Origin of the sequence: Glaciihabitans sp. dw_435, assembly GCF_018449675.1 — a bacterium.
Classification (GTDB): domain Bacteria; phylum Actinomycetota; class Actinomycetes; order Actinomycetales; family Microbacteriaceae; genus Glaciihabitans.
Window position 1 is genome coordinate 44448 of sequence record NZ_JAAVUZ010000005.1, and the last position, 20703, is coordinate 65150.

21 protein-coding genes are annotated in these 20703 nt (G+C 66.4%); 13 read left to right on the top strand and 8 right to left on the bottom strand.

The window, feature by feature from the left end; translation table 11 throughout:
- Positions 1-14: 14 nt before the first annotated feature.
- The 7 genes from HB677_RS08760 to HB677_RS08790 all read left to right on the top strand — a co-directional run bounded on the left by HB677_RS08760 (position 15) and on the right by HB677_RS08790 (position 5676).
- The gene (locus tag HB677_RS08760; protein ID WP_307852539.1) at positions 15-1085 is read left to right on the top strand and encodes a polyprenyl synthetase family protein; all 1071 of its coding nucleotides are present in this window, start codon (positions 15-17) and stop codon (positions 1083-1085) included.
- A complete protein-coding gene (locus HB677_RS08765; RefSeq protein ID WP_307852540.1) occupies positions 1082-1993 on the top strand; it encodes a squalene/phytoene synthase family protein in 912 nt (303 codons plus the stop codon). Before HB677_RS08760 ends, HB677_RS08765 begins: the two co-directional genes overlap by 4 nt.
- The gene (crtI, locus tag HB677_RS08770) at positions 1990-3603 is read left to right on the top strand and encodes a phytoene desaturase family protein (protein ID WP_213815321.1); all 1614 of its coding nucleotides are present in this window, start codon (positions 1990-1992) and stop codon (positions 3601-3603) included. The genes HB677_RS08765 and crtI overlap by 4 nt, the downstream gene beginning before the upstream one ends.
- A complete protein-coding gene (locus tag HB677_RS08775; RefSeq protein WP_213815322.1) occupies positions 3603-3932 on the top strand; it encodes a lycopene cyclase domain-containing protein in 330 nt (109 codons plus the stop codon). The genes crtI and HB677_RS08775 overlap by 1 nt, the downstream gene beginning before the upstream one ends.
- A complete protein-coding gene (locus HB677_RS08780) occupies positions 3929-4234 on the top strand; it encodes a lycopene cyclase domain-containing protein (protein WP_213815323.1) in 306 nt (101 codons plus the stop codon). Before HB677_RS08775 ends, HB677_RS08780 begins: the two co-directional genes overlap by 4 nt.
- Positions 4227-5168, top strand: coding sequence for a prenyltransferase (locus tag HB677_RS08785; RefSeq protein WP_218624599.1), 942 nt, complete (start codon positions 4227-4229; stop codon positions 5166-5168). Before HB677_RS08780 ends, HB677_RS08785 begins: the two co-directional genes overlap by 8 nt.
- A gap of 94 nt (positions 5169-5262) precedes the next feature.
- Complete coding sequence (locus tag HB677_RS08790) at positions 5263-5676, top strand: VOC family protein (protein WP_213815324.1); 414 nt, start codon at positions 5263-5265, stop codon at positions 5674-5676.
- Positions 5677-5739: 63 nt separating this feature from the next.
- Here the strand turns inward: HB677_RS08790 and HB677_RS08795 are convergent, their stop codons facing one another.
- From HB677_RS08795 to HB677_RS08805, 3 genes are all read right to left on the bottom strand, one after another.
- Positions 5740-6180: a MarR family winged helix-turn-helix transcriptional regulator gene (locus HB677_RS08795; protein WP_213815325.1), complete on the bottom strand. Its 441-nt coding sequence runs from the start codon at positions 6178-6180 to the stop codon at positions 5740-5742.
- A 67-nt stretch (positions 6181-6247) separates the two neighbouring features.
- Complete coding sequence (locus HB677_RS08800; protein ID WP_213815326.1) at positions 6248-7036, bottom strand: isocitrate lyase/phosphoenolpyruvate mutase family protein; 789 nt, start codon at positions 7034-7036, stop codon at positions 6248-6250.
- Between the two features lie 40 nt (positions 7037-7076).
- Positions 7077-8426, bottom strand: coding sequence for an MFS transporter (locus tag HB677_RS08805; protein ID WP_213815327.1), 1350 nt, complete (start codon positions 8424-8426; stop codon positions 7077-7079).
- Between the two features lie 167 nt (positions 8427-8593).
- Between HB677_RS08805 and dnaK the strand changes: the two genes are divergently transcribed.
- From dnaK to HB677_RS08830, 5 genes are read left to right on the top strand one after another with little or no spacing between them, the layout of a single operon-like run.
- A complete protein-coding gene (dnaK, locus tag HB677_RS08810; RefSeq protein ID WP_213815328.1) occupies positions 8594-10462 on the top strand; it encodes a molecular chaperone DnaK in 1869 nt (622 codons plus the stop codon).
- 3 nt (positions 10463-10465) lie between these two features.
- On the top strand, positions 10466-11119 hold the full coding sequence (locus HB677_RS08815) for a nucleotide exchange factor GrpE (protein WP_307852541.1): 654 nt from the start codon (positions 10466-10468) through the stop codon (positions 11117-11119).
- Positions 11120-11178: 59 nt separating this feature from the next.
- On the top strand, positions 11179-12168 hold the full coding sequence (locus HB677_RS08820; RefSeq protein WP_213815329.1) for a DnaJ C-terminal domain-containing protein: 990 nt from the start codon (positions 11179-11181) through the stop codon (positions 12166-12168).
- Between the two features lie 14 nt (positions 12169-12182).
- Positions 12183-12635, top strand: coding sequence for a heat shock protein transcriptional repressor HspR (locus HB677_RS08825; RefSeq protein ID WP_213815468.1), 453 nt, complete (start codon positions 12183-12185; stop codon positions 12633-12635).
- A 39-nt stretch (positions 12636-12674) separates the two neighbouring features.
- Positions 12675-13823 carry a class I SAM-dependent methyltransferase gene (locus HB677_RS08830; RefSeq protein ID WP_213815330.1) on the top strand — a complete coding sequence of 383 codons (1149 nt, stop codon included), beginning with the start codon at positions 12675-12677 and terminating at the stop codon, positions 13821-13823.
- 20 nt (positions 13824-13843) lie between these two features.
- Here the strand turns inward: HB677_RS08830 and HB677_RS08835 are convergent, their stop codons facing one another.
- Both HB677_RS08835 and HB677_RS08840 read right to left on the bottom strand, forming a co-directional pair.
- Positions 13844-14815: a bacteriorhodopsin gene (locus HB677_RS08835; RefSeq protein WP_213815331.1), complete on the bottom strand. Its 972-nt coding sequence runs from the start codon at positions 14813-14815 to the stop codon at positions 13844-13846.
- Positions 14816-14870: 55 nt separating this feature from the next.
- Positions 14871-15200, bottom strand: a complete 330-nt coding sequence (locus HB677_RS08840; protein ID WP_213815332.1) for an ATP-dependent DNA ligase — start codon at positions 15198-15200, stop codon at positions 14871-14873.
- Positions 15201-15393: 193 nt separating this feature from the next.
- Between HB677_RS08840 and HB677_RS08845 the strand changes: the two genes are divergently transcribed.
- Positions 15394-17559: an ATP-dependent Clp protease ATP-binding subunit gene (locus HB677_RS08845; protein WP_213815333.1), complete on the top strand. Its 2166-nt coding sequence runs from the start codon at positions 15394-15396 to the stop codon at positions 17557-17559.
- A 233-nt stretch (positions 17560-17792) separates the two neighbouring features.
- On the opposite strand, the gene HB677_RS08850 is transcribed toward HB677_RS08845, so the two are convergent.
- The 3 genes from HB677_RS08850 to HB677_RS08860 form a co-directional block, all read right to left on the bottom strand.
- Positions 17793-18644, bottom strand: coding sequence for an SDR family oxidoreductase (locus tag HB677_RS08850; protein ID WP_213815334.1), 852 nt, complete (start codon positions 18642-18644; stop codon positions 17793-17795).
- Positions 18645-18757: 113 nt separating this feature from the next.
- Positions 18758-19219 carry a nucleoside deaminase gene (locus HB677_RS08855; protein ID WP_213815335.1) on the bottom strand — a complete coding sequence of 154 codons (462 nt, stop codon included), beginning with the start codon at positions 19217-19219 and terminating at the stop codon, positions 18758-18760.
- Positions 19220-20611: a cytosine permease gene (locus tag HB677_RS08860; RefSeq protein ID WP_213815336.1), complete on the bottom strand. Its 1392-nt coding sequence runs from the start codon at positions 20609-20611 to the stop codon at positions 19220-19222. It lies immediately after the preceding gene.
- Between the last annotated feature and the right edge of the window lie 92 nt (positions 20612-20703).

Below are 20703 nucleotides of genomic sequence, written 5' to 3' on the forward strand. Positions count from 1 at the left end.
TTAGTCTGCCTACTGTGGATGGATCTGGCCTGCTGACGGTCGCCCAACAGAGGCAGGCGCAAGTCGATGGTGTGCTCGAGCGCTTCTTCAGCCTAGCCAAGAACCGTGCGGTTCCCTTTGGTCCCGAATACGTGGAATTGTGGTCTACCCTCGAAGCCAACACGACGGGCGGCAAGCGGTTCAGGCCGCGCATGGTCTTCAGCGCCTATCAGGCACTCGGCGGCACCGACCTCGAAGCCGCCGCATACGTCGGCGCCGCCTTCGAGCTGCTGCACACCGCCCTGATCGTGCACGATGACGTCATCGACAGGGATTTCACCCGCCGTGGCATCCCGAACATCTCCGGTACCTATCGCGACCGAGCCTCGCGCGCGGGAGCCAACGACTCGGACGCCGAGCACAAGGGCATCTCCGCGGCCGTCATCGCTGGCGACCTCGCCCTGTTCAACGCGTACCGGCTCATCGATCGAAGCGGAGTGGCGGATGTCACGCGCCAGCGTCTCATCGAAGTGATGGATGACGCGCTCTTCGCCAGCGCCGCGGGCGAACTGATTGACGTCGACTTCTCGCTGCTCGTGGAGATGCCGCGCGTGGATGACATCCTCATGATGGAGCGTCTCAAGACCGCCGTGTACTCGTTCGAGTGCCCGCTGCAGGCCGGGGCGATTCTCGCCGGCGCCTCCGAGGAGGTCGTGGCGACGCTCGCCGACTTTGGCCGGGAGATCGGCATCGCCTACCAGATCGTCGACGACCTGCTCGGGGTGTTCGGTGCGGAGGCCGAGACCGGCAAGACCACCATTGGCGACCTGCGCGAGGGCAAGCGCACCGTGCTGATCGCCTACGCCACGAGCACGGCGGAGTGGCCGCTCATCGAGCCGCTGCTCGGCCGCCCCGACCTCACCGAGGCGCAGGCCGAGAGCATCCGTGCCGTGCTGGTCTCCAGCGGCGCCCAGAACTTCGCCCAGGGTCTCGCGCGCTACTACGCGAACCGCGCCCTTGCCCGCCTCGCGGAGCCGCACATCCCGCCCGCGCTGCGCGTCGAGCTGCACCCTGTCGCGGACGCCGTTCTTGGGCGGGTCAAGTGAGTCGTTCCGCCGCGCTCGGGTCGGCGGCATCCCGACCGACGCGCCCCCGCCCCGCCCTGTATGACCGGGTCGCGGAAGAGACCGCGAGCATCGTCATTCGCCGGTACTCCACCTCCTTCGGGCTGGCGTCGCGCCTGCTCGAACCGGAGGTGCGCCAGCACGTCGAGAACATTTACGCCCTCGTGCGCGTTGCCGATGAGATCGTCGACGGCAGCGCAACAGACGCCGGGCTCGACACCGTCGGAGCTGCCCGCCAGCTCAACGAGCTCGAGCGCGAGACCGAATACGCGATGGAGAACGGTTTCAGCGCCAACCTCGTTGTGCACGCCTTCGGCCTGACCGCCCGCGAGACCGGATTCTCGGCCGAGCTCACCCAGCCGTTCTTCGAGTCGATGCGCACGGACCTCAGCGAGACCGAGCACGACCAGGAGAGCTTCGACCGCTACGTGTACGGCTCCGCCGAGGTCATTGGGCTCATGTGCCTGCGCGCGTTCCTTCTGCACACCCAGACGACTCCGGATGACACGGAGCGGTTCGAAACCGGAGCGCGAAGTCTCGGCGCCGCATTCCAGAAGGTCAACTTCCTGCGCGACCTGTCCGCGGACTTCGAGTCGCTCGGACGCAGCTACTTTCCCGGCGTCAGTGTGAGCTCGTTCACCGAGGATGACAAGGTGCGGCTGCTCGATGACATCGACGCCGACCTCAAGGTCTCGGCAGCCGTCATCCCGAGCCTGCCCTCCGGCAGCCGTCGTGCCGTTGCTCTCGCACAGGCACTCTTCACCGATCTCGCCGTGCGGTTGCGTGCAACCCCGGCCAACCAGCTCGTCACCTCCCGTGTGCGCGTGCCAAATCCCGTCAAGCTGCGCATCGCGGCGGCCGCGGCCATGGGAAGGACCCCGCGCGCATGAGTCGTGTCATTGTTATCGGCGGCGGCATCAGCGGCCTCGCCTCTGCCGCGCTGCTCGCCCGCGACGGGCACACCGTCACCCTGCTGGAGGCGCGCTCCGACCTCGGCGGGCGCGCGGGCAGCTGGGAGGCCGAGGGCTTCCGCTTCGACACCGGCCCGTCGTGGTACCTCATGCCGGAGGTCTTCGATCACTTCTACAAGCTCATGGGCACCAGTGCCGCCGAGCAGCTCGACCTGGTAACCCTCGATCCCGGTTACCGGGTGTTCTTCGAGGGTGAGAGCGAACCGCTCGAGGTCGCGCTCAACCGTGACGACAACATCGCGATGTTCGAGCGGGTGGAACCGGGCGCCGGCGCGAAGCTCGACACGTACCTCGAGTCCGCGCGCGAGACGTACGAAATGGCCAAGGCCAAGTTCCTCTACACGAGCTTCCAGGACCTGCGCCCGATCGCCACGAAAGACGTGCTGAAGCAGACGGCGAAGCTCGGACGACTGCTGCTCGAGCCGCTGTCCAAGCTCGCCGCGCGCACGGTGAAGGATGACCGTCTGCAGAAGATCCTCGGATACCCCGCCGTCTTCCTCGGCTCGTCGCCCTACATCGCGCCGAGCATGTACCACCTGATGAGCCACCTCGACATGGCGGACGGCGTCATGTACCCCATGGGTGGCTTCACCACGATCATCGATTCGATCGCCGCGCTCGCCCGCGCCGAGGGGGTATCCATCGTCACGGGTGCCTCCGTCGGCAGGATCACCGTTGTCGATGGTGTCGCGACCGGGGTGGAGTACGTCGACGAGGGAGGGCAGGCCCGCACGCTGGAGGCCGACATCGTCGTGTCATCCGCCGACCTGCACCACACCGAGACGCGCATGCTCGACCGTGCGCACCAGACCTATCCCGAGGAGTACTGGGCCAAGGCGACTCCGGGCCCCAGCGCCCTGCTGCTCTACCTGGGTGTCGACGGCGAGGTGCCCGAGCTCGAGCACCACACCCTGCTCTTCACCAAGGAGTGGCAGACCGGGTTCGAGGCGATCTTCGGCAAGAACTCGCGGATGCCGTCGCCGGCGTCGCTCTACGTGTGCAAGCCGAGCGGGGTCGACAAATCCACCGCGCCGGCCGGTCACACAAACCTGTTTGTGCTCGTGCCGATTCCAGCAGACCCGAGCATCGGTCGCGGCGGAGAGTACGGCGACGGTGACGCCCGCATCGAGGCGCTCGCGGACACGGTCATCGCGCAGATCGCGCAGTGGACGGGCATCCCGAACCTCGCGGAGCGCATCAGCGTTCGGCGCACCGTCGGCCCCGGCGACTTCGTGGACGACCTCAACTCCTGGCGGGGCACGGCCCTCGGGCCCGCCCACATCCTCAAGCAGAGCGCGTTCTTCCGTGCCGGCAACATCTCCAAGAAGGTGAAAGGCCTGTACTACGCGGGCGGCTCGACGATCCCGGGTATCGGTCTGCCGATGTGCCTGATCAGCGCCGAGATTCTCATCAAGCGTCTGCGGGGGGATGTCACGACGGGTCCCATGCCGGAACCGCTGCTGCCGACCGTGGCTCCCGCCGCGCCGAGTCCTGCCCCCGCGGCACCCGGGACGGGCACCGCCGGCTGATGCCCGTTCTGTACCTGGTCGCGCTCGCGATCGCGCTCACCGGGATGGTGATGCTCGACCGCCGCTTCCGCCTGTTCTTCTGGCGTGACGCCCGGCGCGCGACCATCGTGCTGGTGGCCGGCGTGGTGTTCTTCCTCGTCTGGGATCTGCTCGGCATCGGCCTCGGCATCTTCTTCCGCGGGGAGACGGCCTTCATGACGGGCCTGCAGCTGGCACCCGAGCTGCCGCTCGAGGAAATCTTCTTCCTCGCACTCCTCTGCTACCTCACCATGAACGTCTACGGCTTCGGGATGACCCTGCTCTCCCGTCACCGGAGCGTGCCGCGATGACGTACTGGGCCCTCAACGCGATCTTCCTCGGGGCGACGGCGGTCGTGGCGCTCGCCGCGGTCTTCTCCCGCCGCGCACCCCGGTGGGGCGCCGTGGCGTTATGCCTTGGCGTCCTCCTGGTGATGACGGCGGTCTTCGACAACGTCATGATCGGCATCGGGCTGGTTGACTACAACCACGCGCTCATCAGCGGGGCCTTCATTGGCGTGGCACCGCTGGAGGATTTCGCGTATGCGGTGGCGGGGGTCATCCTGTTGCCATCCCTGTGGACTTTGATCGGATCCCGACGTGACCCTGCCTGACGACGTGCCCGGCCAGCCCGCCCCCACCGCGCCCGCCCGTAAGGGGCGCACCCAGACGAGCGTTCTGCGCGCGCTGTTCGTGTCGTCCCGGCCGCTGAGCTGGATCAACACGGCCTTTCCGTTTGCCGCCGGCTACCTGATGACCACCCGCGAGGTCGATGTGACATTCGTCATCGGCACGCTGTACTTCCTCATCCCATACAACCTCGCGATGTACGGCATCAACGACGTGTTCGACTACGAGTCCGACCTGCGTAACCCCCGCAAGGGCGGCGTAGAGGGCGCGCTGCTGGACCGGCGGATGCACCGGCCGACGCTGATCGCGGCCGCCGCGACCAACATTCCGTTCCTGGTATATCTCGTGATCGTGGGATCACCGCTGTCGTGGCTCGTGCTGGCCATCAGCGTATTCGCCGTCATCGCCTACTCGGCCCCCGTGCTGCGTTTCAAGGAACGCCCGGTCGTGGACTCGGTGACGTCGAGTACCCACTTCGTCTCGCCGGCGATCTACGGGCTCGTGCTCGCCGGGGCGATCTTCACGCCGCAGCTGTGGCTGGTGCTCGCCGCCTTCTTCCTCTGGGGCCTCGCGTCGCACGCGTTCGGTGCAGTGCAAGACATCGTGGCCGACCGCGAGGGGGGCATCGGCTCCATCGCCACCGCGTTCGGCGGAGCCGTAACGGTGCGGCTGTCCGTCATCTCCTACCTGCTCGCCGGAGTGCTGTTGCTGTTCACCGCGTGGCCGGGGCCGATCGCTGCAATTCTCGCGCTGCCCTACGCCGCCAGTTGCGCGCCGTTCTGGTCGGTGACGGATGCCTCGGCCGAGACCGCCAACCGCGGATGGAAGCGATTCCTGCTCTTCAACTTCATCAGCGGCTTTATCGTCACTCTGCTGTTCATCGCCTACTGGATCGGGCACCCCGCCGCCGGCGCCTGAGCGACCCCGCCTCACCATTGCCCCTTGTGGACGCCTTGTGCCCGATCCGACGCCGAGGCCACAATGCCAGAAGGACAACAAGGAGGTCGTACCCATGGCAACCACGCTCAACCCCTACATCAACTTCCGCGACAGCGCCCGGGAAGCGGGGGAGTTCTACCACTCCGTGTTTGGCGGGGAACTGACCGTCAGCACCTTCGGCGAGTTCCACGCGAGCGAGGATCCGGCCGAGGCCGACAAGGTCATGCACTCGCAACTGACGAACCCTAACGGGCTCATCTTCATGATTGCCGACACTCCCAACTCCATGGAGTACACGCCCGGCAACAACATCTCGGTTTCCCTCAGTGGCGAGGATGAAACCGAGTTGACGGGTTACTGGGAGGGGTTGAGTGACGGGGCGACCGTCGCGCAGCCGCTCACCGAGGCACCGTGGGGTGACAAGTTCGGCATGCTCGTCGACAAGTTCGGCATCAACTGGTTGGTCAACATCGCAGGAAAGAAGTAAGAAACCCCGTCGGATGTCGCGGCGATCGACCCCTGCGGATCATCGCGGCGCTCCGGGCTGGCGTCAGTTGTCCGCCCAGCCGAGGTTGCGGGCGATGCGCTCCATCGTGTCGATCATCGCGCTGTACTCGCCGGTGGTGAGTCCCTCCGTCGCGATCTCCCGGTTGGCGGCGACCACGTCCGCGAGCCGACGGTAGGCGACCGATCCCCGCTCGGTTACCTCATACCCGGCGGGAGTCGCGTCGACCCACCCGCTCTCGATCAGTTCACTGAGGTGCTCGACGGATGACTCGGGCTCGATGTCCGCGCGCGGGTTCGGCGCCGCGAGGAACGGCGCGATCGCGACATCCAGTTGCTCCACCGTCGCCCCTCCCGTGGAGAGGACGCTGAGCAGCTGCCACTGCCGGCGGGTGACGCCGTGCTCCTCCAGGGTGGACGCGAATCGCTCGTCGATCATGCGGTCGAGGAGCTTGAGCCAGAAGCCGAGGGGGCGTTGTTCCGTCATACCCTCAACGGTAGGCACGCGGCGGGCAAAACTGAAGGCACTTGCGGTCGCCCCCTCGGGCGCTGGTCTAGTACTTAAAGGCGAGCTCGGCGGGGTAGTCGCCGAGGGCCGTGAGCTGTTCGACGGCCGTGGTGAGGTGCGCGAGCGTGAGGCCGAGGATGCCGGGACCGAAGCTCACGCGGGAGACCCCGAGTTCCGCGAGCTTCTTCAGTGGCACGGAGGAGGGGTTCGAGATGACCGAGATCTTGCCGTCGATCTCGTCGAGGGCGCGCTTGACGAGATCCTCGGTGCCGAGGCCCAGGACGAACGCGACGTCGGCGCCGGCGGCAAGGTAGGCGTTGGCGCGCGTGACGGCGTCGGACCACTCGCCACCACCGGCGAGGGTATCGACACGGGCGTTGATCACGAGGGGAACGCCCGTCTTGTCCGCGGCGGCGCGCGCGGCGGCAACCCGCGCGACAGCGGTGTCGAGGTCGAAGAGGGGTGCCTTGGGCGCTCCGACACTGTCTTCGATGTTGATGCCGGCTGCACCGGCCGCGATGAGCTGTTCGACGTTGTGCTGTACGCCCGAGGCATCCGCCGCGTATCCCTTCTCGAAGTCGATCGAGACGGGGAGGTCGACGGCGTCGATGATGACGCGGGCGGCCGCGATGGCCTGGTCGACGGTGAGGCCCTCGCCATCCTCGACGCCGTGGGCGAAGGAGACGGCGTGGCTAGCGGACGCGAGCGCGCGAACGCCCGGGGTGCCGGCGACGATGCGGGCGGTGACGGCATCCCAGACGTTGGTAACGATGAGGGGAGTGCCGGGCACGTGAAGTGAGCGGAGGAGTTCGGCCTTGTCAGCGGTGGTTGTCATGCCTCAAGCATGGTGCGGGAAGCCTGAGCGCGCGATGAAATTACGCCGCGTTGCGGCCCTGCGCCTTGACCGGGATGAGCAGCACGAGCCCGACGGCGAGAACAAGGACGATACCGAGGATGCCCCAGATCTGACCGTTGAACAGGGTGACGGCCAGCGCGAACAGCGAGGGCGCGAGGAACGTGGCCGCCTTGCCCGTGGTGGCGTACAGACCGAACACCTCGCCCTCCCGACCGGCCGGGATGACCCGGGCGAGGAACGTGCGGCTCGCCGACTGGGCCGGGCCGACGAAGATGCACATCAGCAGGCCGAAGATCCAGAAGACGCCGGTGCCGCCACCGCTGAAGATGAGGAGGGCGAGGCCGGCGACGATGGCGCCCGAGATGGAGAACACCATGACGAACTTTGCGCCGAGGCGGTCGTCGAGACGGCCGATCAGCAGGGTCGAGACGCCGGCGATGAGGTTGGCCACGATGGCGAAGACGATGACGTCGCCGCTGGAGAAGCCAAAGCTGCCGGCGGCAAGCACGCCGCCGAAGGTGAAGACACCGGTGAGGCCGTCGCGGAAGATCGCGCTGGAAATCAGGAAGATGACCGTTTGGCGGTTGGTGCGCCACAGGGCGGCGATGTCGCGGAAGAGCACTCCGTAGGAGCGGAAGAACCCGACGCGCGGAAGGGTGGCGGCGCTCTTCGGGAACTCCGGCACCGTGAAGAATATGGGGAGGGAGAAGATCGTGAACCAGAGGGCGGCGAGCAGCATGGAGACCCGCACCGAGAGCCCGTTGGCGTCGGTGACGCCGAACAGTCCCACATCGGGGTGGATGAAGCCGAAGTAGAGGATGAGTAGCAGCACGATGCCGCCGAAGTACCCCATTGACCAGCCGAAGCCGCTGATCTTGCCGATCGTGCTCGGTGTTGAGACCTGGGCCAGCATCGCGTTGTAGTTGACGCTCGCGAGCTCGAAGAAGATGGTGCCGGCGGCGATGAGGAACAGTCCGAGCACGAGGAGCTCAGCCCGGGGCTCAACGAAGAACAGCAGGGCGCTGGTGACAATGACGGCGGCGGTGTTGACGGCGAGCCAGAGTTTGCGGCGCCCCGAGCCATCCGATCGCTGTCCCGTTACCGGCGCGAGCACGGCGATGATAAGGCCGGCGCCCGCGGTCGCCCAGCCGAGCATTGCGGTGACGTAGGTCGTGCCGCCGAACGCGGGGGTGTCGGTGAGGTAGACGGAGAACACAAACGTGACGATGACCGCGTTGAAGGCGGCTCCGCCCCAGTCCCAGAACGCCCACGCCGCAATGTGGGACCGCGGGATCGTCTTTCCGGCCTGGCTGTCGAGGCCCGGGGCGGGAAGGGGATGTGCAGAACCCACCAGGTTCGTTTCCGTCATGCGCACAGGGTAGTCGGCGCCGGGGACGCGCGGGTAAACACGTGAGGTTGAGTCACTCCCACTCAACTTTCAGCTGACTGACTTGACACGGATAGATTGCGTTGGGAAACTTGATACAGCGAGGCTCAAGTCCTCGCATAAGCATTCTCGTAGAGGAGTAAGAGCACATGGCTCGAGCAGTAGGAATTGACCTCGGTACCACCAACTCAGTGGTCGCGGTCCTTGAGGGTGGAGAACCCACCGTCATCGCCAACGCCGAAGGCTTCCGTACGACCCCCTCGGTCGTAGCCTTCACCAAGGATGGCGAAGTACTGGTTGGCGAGACCGCCAAGCGCCAGAACGTCACCAACGTTGACCGCACCATTTCGTCCGTCAAGCGCCACATCGGCACCGACTGGACCACAGACATCGATGGCAAGAAGTACACGCCGCAGGAGATCTCCGCGCGTATTCTCGCCAAGCTCAAGCGTGACGCCGAGCAGTACCTGGGTGAGCCCGTGACCGACGCCGTCGTCACCGTCCCCGCGTACTTCAACGACGCCGAGCGCCAGGCAACGAAGGACGCCGGCGAGATCGCCGGACTCAACGTCCTCCGCATCATCAACGAGCCGACCGCGGCAGCACTCGCGTACGGCCTCGACAAGGGCAAGGAAGACGAGCTCATCCTGGTCTTCGACCTCGGTGGTGGAACGTTCGACGTTTCCCTGCTCGAAGTCGGCAAGGACGATGACTTCTCGACCATCCAGGTTCGCTCGACCGCCGGTGACAACCGCCTCGGTGGAGACGACTGGGACCAGCGCGTTGTCGACTACCTGATCACCCGCTTCAAGGAGACCACGGGCGTTGACGTGTCCGGCGACAAGATCGCCAAGCAGCGCCTCAAGGAAGCAGCCGAGCAGGCCAAGAAGGAGCTGTCGTCCTCGACGAGCACCAGCATCCAGCTTCCCTACCTCTCCCTCACCGAGAACGGCCCCGCCAACCTCGACGAGACCCTCACGCGCGCCAAGTTCGAGGACCTGACCAAGGACCTGCTCGAGCGCACCCGCAAGCCGTTCGAGGACGTCATCAAGGAGGCCGGAGTCAAGGTCGCCGACGTTGCCCACGTGGTTCTCGTTGGTGGTTCGACGCGTATGCCGGCCGTGCAGGAACTCGTCAAGACGATGACCGGTGGCAAGGAGCCCAACAAGGGCGTCAACCCTGATGAGGTCGTCGCCGTCGGCGCCGCACTCCAGGCCGGCGTGCTGAAGGGCGAGCGCAAGGACGTTCTGCTCATCGACGTCACCCCCCTGAGCCTCGGTATCGAGACCAAGGGCGGCATCATGACCAAGCTCATCGAGCGCAACACGGCCATCCCGACCAAGCGCAGCGAGACCTTCACGACCGCAGACGACAACCAGCCGTCCGTCGCCATCCAGGTCTTCCAGGGCGAGCGCGAGTTCACCCGCGACAACAAGCCGCTCGGAACGTTCGAGCTGCAGGGCATCGCACCGGCTCCCCGTGGCGTGCCGCAGGTCGAGGTCACCTTCGACATCGATGCCAACGGCATCGTGCAGGTGCACGCCCGTGACAAGGGCACCGGCAAGGAGCAGTCGATCACCATCACCGGTGGCTCGTCGCTCTCGAAGGACGACATCGAGCGCATGGTTCGTGAGGGCGAAGAGCACGCGGCCGAGGACAAGGCACGCCGCGAGGCAGCCGAGGTCCACAACAACGCCGAGCAGCTCGCGTACTCGATCGACAAGCTCATCAAGGACAACGAGGACAAGCTCCCCGAGGACGTCAAGACCGAGGTCCAGGCCGACGTCGACTCCCTCAAGAGTGCCCTTGCCGGCGATGACGCTGCCGCGGTCAAGACCGCCTTCGACAAGCTCACCGAGAGCCAGTCGAAGCTCGGCGAAGCGATCTACGCCAACCAGCAGGCATCCGACGCTGCCGCGTCCGAGGAGGCTCCCGCCGAGGAGACCCCCGCTTCGGACGAGGACATCGTTGACGCCGAGGTTGTTGACGACGAGACCACAGACGACGCGAAGAAGTAACCCGTGGCCAAGGACAAGGACAACAACAACGGTTCCGACGAGCCAGTAGTCCCGACCGAGGCAGGTGAAGGAGCGGAGGCGACGGCCTCCGCTCCCCGACCTTCCCAGGCCGAACCGCACTCGGAAGACGGTGATACTGCATCCGTGGAAACCGCCGACGACCTGATCCAGGCCGAAGGCCCCGACGTGGAAATGCTGTCGGACGAGGAGGTGGCATTCATCGAACAGGGTGAAAAAGACCTCGTCGCCGAAATGCGCAACGACATGCTGCGCGCGCAGGCGGAGCTCGTCAACTTCCGTACACGAGTGGAGCGTGATCGCGTCGCCAACCGTGAAGCGGTCATCGCCGAGGTCATCCGTTCCCTCCTGCCGGCTATCGACGACCTCGCCCGTGCCGAGAAGCACGGCGACCTCGAGGGAAGCCCCCTCGAGGTGGTTGCGAAGAAGATCCGCACCGCGTTCGACCGCTTCGGACTGCGCATCGTGGGAGAAAAGGGCGAGGCATTCGACCCCAACTTCCATGAGGCACTGGTTCAGGTTCCGTCGCCCGACGTGAAGGTGAACACCGTTGCCGACGTCATCGAGCCCGGGTATGCACTGGGTGACCGTCTGCTTCGCGCAGCCAAGGTCGCCGTGTCGGTTCCGAGCGACAGCTAAGGCGCCAGCGGTGTCAGTGAATTCAGGGCGCAGCGCCCGTGTGAGTAAGGGAGGTGCCCGTGGCTAGCCAGGATTGGTTCGATAAGGACTTTTACGCGGTTCTCGGCGTCTCCAAGAACGTCACGGACGCGGAACTGAAGAAGACCTACCGCAAGCTTGCGCGGCAGTACCACCCGGACTCCAACCCGGGAGACGCGAAGGCGGAAGCGAAGTTCAAGGAGATCAGCGAGGCCCACTCGGTGCTCGCTGATCCCGAAACGCGCAAGGAATACGACCAGATTCGCGCAATGGGCTCCGGCGCTCGCTTCACGGCGGGCGGCGGAGGCCAGCAGGGCGGATTCGAGGACGTCTTCGGCGGCATGTTCGGCGGACCCGGACAGCAGCGCAGGGGCGCACCGCCTCAGGGCAGCAGCTTCGAGGACCTCCTCGGTGGCATGTTCGGCGGCGGTGGTGGCTTCGGCCAGAGCACCGGCGGCTTCCGCGGCGCATCCGGCCCGACCAAGGGTCGCGATCTCGTCGCGACCACGGCGCTGGACTTCGTCACCGCGATCAACGGCGACACCATCACCCTGCAGCCCTCCGGCGGCAAGCCCATCAAGGTGAAGATTCCGGCCGGCGTCAGCGACGGCCAGAAGATCCGCCTCAAGGGCAAGGGTGAAGCCAGCATCGACGGCGGCGAATCCGGCGACCTCGTGCTGACGGTGACGGTGCGCAAGCACCCGGTCTTCGAGCGCGACGGACTCAACCTCCGCGTTGATGTTCCTGTGACGTTTGTCGAGGCGACGCTCGGCGCGACCATCGAGGTTCCGACCCTCGGCGGCGAGCCCGTCCGTCTGCGCGTTGCCGCTGGTACCCCCAGTGGACGCGTGCTGCGGGTCAAGGGACGCGGCGTCACGACGACAAAGGGCACCGGTGACCTTTTGGCCATGGTGCAGGTCGCCGTGCCGAGTCACCTGCCCGCGGCTGCTCAGGAAGCTCTCGAGGCATTCGCCAAGGCGATGCCGGCGGAGAACCCGCGGACAGAACTGCTCGCCAAGGCACGGGACTAATCACTATGGATGACATGGACGTCAACTTCCCCGCGTTCGCTATTGCGGTCGCGGCGGAGTTGGCGGGCATGCACCCGCAGACTCTGCGCCAGTACGACAGGCTCGGCATCGTGAGCCCCACGCGCACGGCGGGTAAGTCCCGCCGCTACTCGATGCGCAACGTCATGCAATTGCGCGAGGTGGCTCGCCTGAGCGCCGAGGGACTCAACCTCGAGGGCATCCGCCGCATTCTCGAACTGGAGAACCAGGTCGCGAATTTGTCGACCCGCGTGCGCGAACTCGAGTCGGCGCTCGCCGATGAACTCCTGACCCGGCCGGGTCGTCGCGTCTTCGCCGCCGGTACAGAAGGTGACGTGATCTCGCTGCGTGCGGGTACCCGTGCCCAGCGCAATACCGCGGTCGTCGTGTGGCGCCCGCTCTCCCGCGTGCAGTCCGGTGCGACCGCCCGGGAAATCACACGCGACTGATCTGGTGCGCACCGCGGCATACACCTGCGAAGGTTGACTGTGCCTGACTACGACCAGCCCTCCGAATCCGACCACCCGCTCGATCTGCGGCGGTGGCCCGACATCGAGGCGGATAACCTCTTCGCCGTCGACGCGGCCGACCGTCTCATCCTCGATGAGGCGGCCCCGTTCCTCGCCGGCACCGCGCCCGGCCAGGTCGTCGTCATCGGCGACAACTACGGGGCGTTGACCCTCGGGGCCATCGATCGCTTCGGCCTCGCCGACATCCGCGTCCATCAGGACCGCGCCCTCGGCGAACAGGCGCTCGACGCCAACGCCGACGCACTCGGCATCTCCGGCTACCGTCACCTCTCGCTGGACGCCGAGCTGCTCTCCGACGCGACCGTCGTGCTGCTGCGTCTTCCCCGCAGCCTCGACGCGCTCGACGAAATCGCTTCGCTCATTGCCGGGTTTGCGGATGCCTCGACCGTCGTCATCGCCGGCGGCCGCATCAAGCACCTCACGCCGGCCATGAACGACGTGCTTCTGCGCCACTTCGGACGGCTCGACGTCACCCACGCCCGGCAGAAGGCACGGGTGCTCATTGCCCGCGAGTCACGCGGCGCCGGGGCATCCATTTCGTCCTATCCGCACCGGGAGTTCCATGCCGACCTCGGCATCTGGATCTGCGCGCACGGAGGCGCCTTCGCCGGCACCAAGGTGGATATCGGCACGCGGTTCCTGCTCGAGGTGACAGACCAGATGAAGGTGGATGCCACGTCCGCGATCGACCTCGGATCGGGCACCGGTCTCATCGCCGCCGCCCTCGCGCTGCGGCGCCCGGAGATCACCGTGATCGCGACCGACCAGTCCGCCGTCGCGGTGGCGTCGACCCGCGCAACCGCGGAAGCCAACGGCGTGAGCGACCGGGTGACGGCGGTGCGCGACATCGGCCTGTCGAACCAGCCCGATGCGAGCGCTGACCTGATCCTGCTGAACCCGCCGTTCCACATCGAGGGAACCGTGCACCTGGGGGAGGCCCTGCGTCTCTTCGAGGACGCCGGTCGCGTGCTGCGCCCGGGCGGCGAACTGTGGACGGTGTTCAACTCGAACCTGGGCTACCGCAGCACGCTCTCCCGCGTTGTCGGTCCCACGCGGCAGGTCGCCCGCAACACCAAGTTCAGCGTGATGGTGTCGACGCGCGAGTAGCGCCGGGTGCGGCCCGCGGGCTATTCGGGGTCGACGCTGTTCGTCGCGCTGTCGTCCACGGCGGCGGGCGACGCCACCGAGTGGAACGTCTGCGGTTCGCGACGCTGGTGAATGGCGGCACCCTCGGCGAGGAACACCTCGCTCGGCTTGCCCGCGTCGGAAACCTTCTCCGACGAGATCCAGATGCTCTCGGCGTGGATATCGACGCCGGCCCGCACGTCTTCTGCCGTGCGCAGCTTCGCGATGCGGTGCACGAGTCCGCCAAAGCCAAGCTTGACGATGACGTCGGCGAGGCTGAGGGCCACCTGCATCGTTGTCGTCCACTGGCCGCCGAACGCGAAGATCTGCACCGTGTAGACCGCCGGGTAGATGATCCAGCCCGACAGCAGCAGGATCGTCGCGGTGCGCAGCAACTGTGCCGCGGCGGGCGTCAGCTGCGGCAGCGAGGCCCGCACGGCACGGATGAGCACGACGTTGGTGAGGATCCAGAAGACACAGCTGACGGCGCCCCAGATGATGAGCTGTCCCTGGTCTTCGCCCTCGCCGATGACCAGGCCGAGGAACCCGGCAAAAATCATGAGCAGTGCGCCCGTTGCGGCGATCACCCGGGTACGTCGCAGCCGCTCGCCGACCAGGGCGCACACGGCGAGCAGTTCGATGGTGAGCAGGGGCACGGAGACCGTCCACTCCATGTAGCGGGGGAGGAAGGTGGTGATGGATGTCGCGGTGGGAACGTAGCCCGCGTCCGTCAGCTCATATCCGAACTGAAAGTTGATGACCAGCAGCAGGTACGACAGGAAGGCGACGGTGAGCACGCCAAGGCGGGCTATCGCCGCCGTGCGGTACCGGGGCCCGACTTCGCCCATGGTCATTGTGGTGCGCACGATGCCCACGGACAGGGCGAGTGCGGCGATCACGAGGAAATACGACGTGAGGGTGTGCTGCGCCGGGGTCAGCGTTGCGGTCCATGGTGCGGAGATGGCGGAAATCACGATGCTCCTTCATTGGGGATGCCGGAGATCGCGGATGTCGCGGACGGCTGGCGCTCTAGGATCGCGGCCGAACGCCGTGCGACCCGGTTCCGGGCTCTTCGGTGAAGAGCAGCCCGGTACCACTGTTGGCGGTGAGCATGAGCGCGTCGATCCACTCACGGTTGACGGACGGTACCCGGCTGCCGAAGAACCGGTAAAACAGCGTGCTGCTCGGATCGAGCCACATGGAGCTGCGACCGCTGCCGATCTCGACGGAGTCCGTCCAGGAGAACAGGAAGCTCTCACCACGGCGGAGCTTTGCGGTGATCACGATCTGGAGGTGCAGCAGCGCCCGGTCATCAAAGCTCACGACGATGCCCGGGTTGCCGTATTGAAGAGTGCCCATGCGACCGACCCCCAGACTGATAGAACCTCACACTACGACGGAAATGGTGTGGTTGGGGCCACGGAGGCGGGCGCCTATACTCCCAGACCGAGACATCCGCCCCGCAAAAAATCCCAGCGCACGCCATGCGCGCAACTTGCGTGTGTTGTAAAATTGAGTCACACCAACTCAACTTTGCCTCAGGGAGCTCACAATGGCCAATATGCAAGGTGCACCCTCGTCTGACGAAGAGCAGAAGACGGCCCTGCAGCAGTACGGCGTCAACCTCACCGAGATCGCGCGGAGCGGAAAGCTCGACCCGGTCATCGGGCGGGACGCCGAAATTCGTCGCATCAGCCAGGTGCTGACGCGGCGCACCAAGAACAACCCGGTACTCATCGGTGAGCCCGGCGTCGGCAAGACCGCCGTCGTGGAGGGTCTCGCGCAGCGCATCGTCGCCGGTGACGTGGCCGACTCGCTGAAGAACAAGCAGCTCATCTCGCTCGACCTCGCCGCGCTAGTCGCCGGCGCCAAGTACCGCGGTGAGTTTGAAGAGCGGCTGAAGGCCGTGCTCAAGGAGATCACCGACTCCGACGGCGAGATCATCACCTTCATCGATGAGCTGCACACCCTGATGGGCGCTGGCGGCGGGGAGGGCTCCGTCGCGGCCTCCAACATGTTGAAGCCGATGCTCGCCCGCGGTGAGCTGCGGCTTATCGGTGCGACGACGCTCGACGAGTACCGCCAGTACATCGAGAAGGATGCCGCACTCGAGCGCCGGTTCCAGCAGGTGTACGTGGGGGAGCCGACCGTCGAGGACACCATCGCCATCCTGCGTGGGCTCAAGGGTCGCTACGAGGCCCACCACCAGATCACCATCGAGGACGGCGCACTGGTCGCGGCCGCTGCCCTGTCCAACCGCTACATCACCGGCCGCAAGCTGCCGGACAAGGCCATCGACCTGATCGACGAGGCCGCATCCCGCCTGCGCATGGAAATCGACTCCTCCCCGGTGGAGATCGACGAGCTGCGCCGGGCGGTCGACCGCCTCAAGCTCGAGGAGCTTGCGCTCAAGCGGGAGAAGGATGACGCGTCGAAGGCGCGTCTCCAGGCCCTGCGCGATGACCTTGCCGTGCGCAGCGCGACGCTTGCCGAGCTCCAGGGCCGGTGGGAGCAGGAGCGCGCCTCGATCAACAAGGTCGGTGAGCTGAAGAAGCGCCTCGACAACCTCGAGATGGAGTCGGAGCGCGCCCAGCGCGAGGGCAACCTCGAGAAGGCATCACGCCTGCTCTACGGGCAGATCCCCGAGGTGAAGCGTGCGCTGGCGGAGGCCGAGCAGGCGGAGCCGTTCGAGGGAACGCGCATGGTGAGCGAGCAGGTCACCTCCGAGGACATCGCCGAGGTCATCGCCGCCTGGACCGGAATCCCCGTGGGCAAGCTGCTCGCCGGTGAGACCGAGAAGCTGCTGAACCTCGAGGCCGAGCTGGGGCGTCGCCTCATCGGGCAGAAGGACGCCGTGCGCGCGGTCAGCGAGGCGGTGCGGCGCACGCGTGCAGGCATCTCCGACCCCGACCGTCCGACCGGATCGTTCATGTTCCTCGGGCCGACGGGTGTGGGTAAGACCGAGCTCGCGAAGGCGCTCGCCGAGTACCTCTTTGACGACGAGAAGGCTCTCGTGCGCATCGACATGAGTGAGTACGGCGAGAAGTTCAGCGTCTCGCGCCTCGTCGGTGCCCCTCCCGGATACATCGGCTACGAGCAGGGCGGACAGCTCACCGAAGCGGTGCGTCGTCGCCCCTACTCGGTGATCCTGCTCGACGAGGTCGAGAAGGCGCACCCCGAGGTCTTCGACGTGCTGCTGCAGGTGCTTGACGACGGGCGGCTCACGGACGGCCAGGGTCGCACCGTGGATTTCCGCAACACGATCCTCGTGCTGACGTCGAACCTCGGCAGCCAGTACCTCGTCGATCCCGAGCTCACCTGGGATCAGAAGAACGACGCCGTGCAGCAGCTCGTGCGCCAGGCGTTCAAGCCCGAGTTCCTCAACCGGCTCGATGACATCGTCATCTTCTCGCCGCTGTCGACCGGGGATCTCGCGCAGATCGTCTCGCTGTACGTCGACCGGCTCGCGAAGCGTCTCGGTGATCGCCGCCTCGAGCTCGCGGTCACGCCCGACGCCCGGGGCTGGCTCGCCGAGCGCGGCTACGACCCGATCTACGGTGCACGTCCGTTGCGGCGTCTCATGCAGCACGAGATCGACGACCGCCTCGCGCGGGCGCTGCTCGCGGGCGAGATCCGTGACGGCGACGTAGTGCGCGTGGACATCGCGCCCGACGGCAACGGCCTCACGGTGGACCGCGCCGAGATCGCCGTCGTCTAGGGTCATCCGCGCCGCATCCCGCCATCGGGAACCCGCGCGAAGCCGCAGGATCCGGTTGGATTTCCGGTTGGCGGGAGAACGCGCGGGTTTCGGCGGGAGAAGCTGGCGCGCGGCGGGAGCTATAGCTCCCGCCGCGTGCTTTTTTCTCCCGCCGGGTCGCAACGGGGTGGTTGTTTCTCCCGCCGGGCTGCGCCAGGCCGGGCCGGAACGGGGTGGAGTTTGCGGGGGTTCCGCTACTCCGGGGAGCCCTGCGCCTGGATCGAGACGGGCTGCCACTCTTCCCACAGCGCGATGCGAGCCGCGTAGTCCGCCTTCGCGGTGGCGAGCGGGGTCTCGCCGAAGAAGATGCGCAGGGGCGGGGCATCCGCATCGACGACCTGCAGGATCGCGGCACCCGTCGCCGTCGGGTCGCCCTGCACCGACTGGCGGGTGGCGCGCAGCTTGTTGGCCTTCTCGCGCAGTGCGTCGTAGGCCGGGTTGGTCTCGGATCGGAGAGCGGATGCTCCGCCCCAGTCGGTCGAGAATCCGCCGGGCTCCACGAGCGTGACGAAGATGCCGAAGTCCGCGACCTCCGCCGCGAGGGCCTGCGAGAAGCCTTCCAGCGCCCACTTGGAGGAGTTGTAGATCCCGATGTTCGGGAACGCACTGATGCCGCCGATGGACGAGACCTGGATGATGTGGCCGCTGCCCTGCGCGCGCAGGAACGGGAGTGCCGCCTGGGTCACCCACAGGGCGCCGAACACGTTCGTGTCGAACTGCGCGCGGGCCTCGGCCTCGGTGATCTCTTCGATGACGCCGAAGTGACCGTAGCCCGCGTTGTTAACGATGACGTCGAGGCGACCGAACTTCTCGTGGGCGGCGGCGACCGCGGCGAAAGATGCCTCGCGGTCGGTGACGTCCAACTGCAGGGGAAGAATCGCGTCCCCGTAGGTGGCGACGAGGTCGTCGAGGCTATCGGTGGAGCGGGCGGTCGCGGCGACCTTGTCCCCGCGGTCGAGGGCGGCGATCGCCCACTCGCGACCGAAGCCACGGGACGTGCCGGTAATGAACCAGACCTTGGAGGCGGCAGAATTCTCTGAAGACATGGGGTGGGCCTTTCTCGCTCGGGAGGGGACTCGCGAGTCGAGACATACGTCTGGCCCGGGTCATCCGGAACTGTCTAAAACCGTGCCCGGTGCCGCCCCATTCCCGTTCCGGGTTATTCCTCGCCGATGTCTTCGTTCCACAGCACGGGGTTGGCCTCGATGAAGTCGCCCATGACGCGGATCATCTCCGGGTCGTTGATGGTGATGACCTCGGTGCCGTTCTCGGCGAGCCAGTCCTGCCCGCCGAAGAAGTTCTCGGTGTCGCCGACGATCAGGCGGCCGATTCCGAACTGGCGGATGAGCCCCGAGCAGTACCAGCACGGCGACAGGGTCGTTACCATGGTGGTCTTGCGGTAGCTGCGCTGGCGCCCGGCGTTGATGAACGCGGCCGTCTCGCCGTGCACGGCGGGGTTGTCCTCCTGCACGCGCAAGTTGTGGCCGCTGCCGAGCAGCTTTCCGTGCTCGTCGAAGAGGGCTGCGCCGATCGGGATGCCTCCCTCCTCGAGTCCGAGGAGGGCTTCGTGCATCGCGACCCGGAACTTGGCGGCATCCGTGGGGTAAGACTTCTCGCTCATTTACGAGATCTTAGCCAGCGGCGCTCCCAGCGCGGGCTTGAGGATCTTGAACAGGACGAAGTACAGCACGGCCGAGATCACGAGTCCGACGACGGCGGTGAGGTCGCCGACCTCGGGCACTGCCTTCGGCACGACGCCCACGTAGAACGTCTGGTTCGAGAACAGCCACACCGAGACAACGATGCCCACGAAGAGCGAGATTGCGCCGGCGGCGTTACGGTACTTGCGCTCCTCGGTCACAAGGGCGGAGATGTCGGTGCCGCGGCGCAGGTAGCGGTCGACGAAGACGACGCCGAGCCACGGGGTGATCCAGTACGCGATGACGAGCAGGAAGTTCTCGTACTTGTGCCCGGCGTCGGCCAGGGCGCTCCAGGCGAGGAAGAACCCGATGACGCCGAAGCCGACGGCGACGATCGCGCGGCGCAGGCGGAACGGGATCTTGATGCCGACGGCGAGGAACGACATCGAGCCCGAGTAGATGTTGAGCGCGTTGGCCGCGATCGCGCCGATGGCGATGGCCAGCAGCGTGATGTCGCGGATGAAGACCGGCATGCTCGCGGTAAACGAGTTCGTCGGGTCGCTCGCGTCGAAACCGGCGATCGTTGCGGCGGCGGCACCGGCGGCCATCAGGATCGTGCAGGAGACGAAGTTGCCGAGACCCGCGGCCAGACCGATGCTGCGTTTGCTCGTGGCCTTCGGCAGGTAGCGGGTGTAGTCGGACGCGTACGGGTTCCATCCGGCGGCGTACCCGAACGCGGCACCCGCGGTGAGGGTGAACCCGGCGAAGCTGTACCCGCCACCGGCAACCGGGGCGGCGATGTTCGAGTGGATGAACACCGTGATCGTCGCGATGAGGAAGATGACGCCGAGGATGTAGCTCGCGTAGCGCTCGAAGAGCTGCACGAAGTCGTGGCCGATGTAGGCGACGGCAACCTCGAGCACCACGATGATGAGCAGCGACGGCACCAGCGGGATGCCGGTCAGGGTCTCCAGCGCGAAGGCGCCGCTGACCGAGTTGACGGCGAACCAGCCGATGCCCGCCATGACGGTGTTGAGGGCTGCCGGCAGGATGTTGCCGCGGTAGCCGAACGCGCTGCGCCCGATGACCATCTGCGCCAGTCCCTCGCGGGGACCCCAGGTGGACAGAATGCCCTGGGTCAGTCCGCCGAGCAGGTTGCCGAGGACCAGCGCGGCCATCGCCTGCCAGAAGCCGAGCCCGAAGAAGGCCACGGCGATGACGCCGACGAAGATCGTGGCGAACTCGAGGTTCGGGGATGTCCACGTATTGAAAAGGGTCCACGGCTTGCCGTGGCGCCTGTCCGCGTGAATCGGTTCGATTCCTCCGGGCTCGACCTGGGTGGGCTGCACGAGCGGGGTGTCAATGATCGCCATCTGCACAGCGTAGAACTGTGGGACGGCTGCCCCAACAGCGCGGCACGCAGGAATGTGAGCTTTTACCCAGTGTTTACATGGGCACAGCGACA

Excerpts from the sequence above, each read along its gene's own strand:
- dnaK (WP_213815328.1), top strand. The coding sequence starts at position 8,594 with ATGGCTCGAGCAGTAGGAATTGACCTCGGTACCACCAACTCAGTGGTC.
- HB677_RS08850 (WP_213815334.1), bottom strand. The coding sequence starts at position 18,644 with ATGTCTTCAGAGAATTCTGCCGCCTCCAAGGTCTGGTTCATTACCGGC.
- HB677_RS08825 (WP_213815468.1), top strand. The coding sequence starts at position 12,183 with ATGGACGTCAACTTCCCCGCGTTCGCTATTGCGGTCGCGGCGGAGTTG.
- HB677_RS08775 (WP_213815322.1), top strand. The coding sequence starts at position 3,603 with ATGCCCGTTCTGTACCTGGTCGCGCTCGCGATCGCGCTCACCGGGATG.
- HB677_RS08790 (WP_213815324.1), top strand. The coding sequence starts at position 5,263 with ATGGCAACCACGCTCAACCCCTACATCAACTTCCGCGACAGCGCCCGG.
- HB677_RS08860 (WP_213815336.1), bottom strand. The coding sequence starts at position 20,611 with ATGGCGATCATTGACACCCCGCTCGTGCAGCCCACCCAGGTCGAGCCC.
- HB677_RS08855 (WP_213815335.1), bottom strand. The coding sequence starts at position 19,219 with ATGAGCGAGAAGTCTTACCCCACGGATGCCGCCAAGTTCCGGGTCGCG.
- crtI (WP_213815321.1), top strand. The coding sequence starts at position 1,990 with ATGAGTCGTGTCATTGTTATCGGCGGCGGCATCAGCGGCCTCGCCTCT.
- HB677_RS08780 (WP_213815323.1), top strand. The coding sequence starts at position 3,929 with ATGACGTACTGGGCCCTCAACGCGATCTTCCTCGGGGCGACGGCGGTC.
- HB677_RS08840 (WP_213815332.1), bottom strand. The coding sequence starts at position 15,200 with ATGGGCACTCTTCAATACGGCAACCCGGGCATCGTCGTGAGCTTTGAT.
- HB677_RS08800 (WP_213815326.1), bottom strand. The coding sequence starts at position 7,036 with ATGACAACCACCGCTGACAAGGCCGAACTCCTCCGCTCACTTCACGTG.
- HB677_RS08795 (WP_213815325.1), bottom strand. The coding sequence starts at position 6,180 with ATGACGGAACAACGCCCCCTCGGCTTCTGGCTCAAGCTCCTCGACCGC.
- HB677_RS08805 (WP_213815327.1), bottom strand. The coding sequence starts at position 8,426 with ATGACGGAAACGAACCTGGTGGGTTCTGCACATCCCCTTCCCGCCCCG.
- HB677_RS08845 (WP_213815333.1), top strand. The coding sequence starts at position 15,394 with ATGGCCAATATGCAAGGTGCACCCTCGTCTGACGAAGAGCAGAAGACG.